The sequence below is a fragment of the Rugosimonospora africana genome, assembly GCF_016862975.1.
GTDB classification, from domain to species: domain Bacteria; phylum Actinomycetota; class Actinomycetes; order Mycobacteriales; family Micromonosporaceae; genus Rugosimonospora; species Rugosimonospora africana.
Window position 1 is genome coordinate 1 of record NZ_BONZ01000193.1, and the last position, 825, is coordinate 825.

Sequence of the window (825 nt, forward strand, 5' to 3'; positions counted from 1 at the left end):
TGGCGTCGTGCCCGTGACGGGGCAACGTGTCGTCCGCCGCACCCTCGGCCGACGACTCACCCGCCTACGCACCGCAGCAGGCAAAAGCAGACGCGAAGTCGCCGACGAAAAACTCGGCATCTCCGAACCCACCCTCCACCGCATCGAAACCGGAAAAGTCCCCGTCACCGTCGCCAACGTCCGCGCCCTCTGCTGGCTCTACGGCGCCGACCAAAGCATCACCGACGCCCTCGCCGAACTCGCCCTCGGCACCAGCCAAGAAGAATGGTGGGACACCAACCCCGTCATCCCCGACTGGTTCAAACTCTACGTAGGACTCGAAGCCAGCGCCCACCACATCCACAGCTACGACGGCGAAGTCATCCCCGGCGAACTCCAAACCGAACAATACGCACACGCCATCTTCACCGCCGAACAACCCACCGACGAACAAGCCACCCAACGCCAAGTCAAACTCCGAATCCAACGCCAAAAAACCCTCTTCGCCCGCACCCCACCACCCCAACTCACCACCATCCTCGGCGAAGGCGCACTCACCCGCCCCGTCGGCAACCACACCATCCTCAAAGCCCAAATCGACCACCTCCGCAACCTCACCCACCACCACAACATCACCATCAAAGTCCTCCCCTGGACCATCGGCGCCCACGCCGCCATGGCCGGCGCCTTCCGCATCCTCGACTTCGACGACCCCGAAGACCCCGACATCGTCTACCTCGAAAACCACGTCGGCGCCCTCTACCTCGAAGAACCCAACGAAGTCAACGAATACCGACGCATCTTCAACCTCATCAACAACGACGCCATCCCCATCCACGACTTCCA

Annotated in this window: 1 protein-coding gene; it reads left to right on the forward strand. The window is 62.4% G+C overall.

Translation table 11 applies throughout. The features are described 5' to 3' along the window. Positions 1–13 precede the first annotated feature (13 nt). On the forward strand, positions 14–825 hold an 812-nt coding region (locus tag Raf01_RS49175; RefSeq protein WP_203925081.1), incomplete at its 3' end, for a helix-turn-helix domain-containing protein.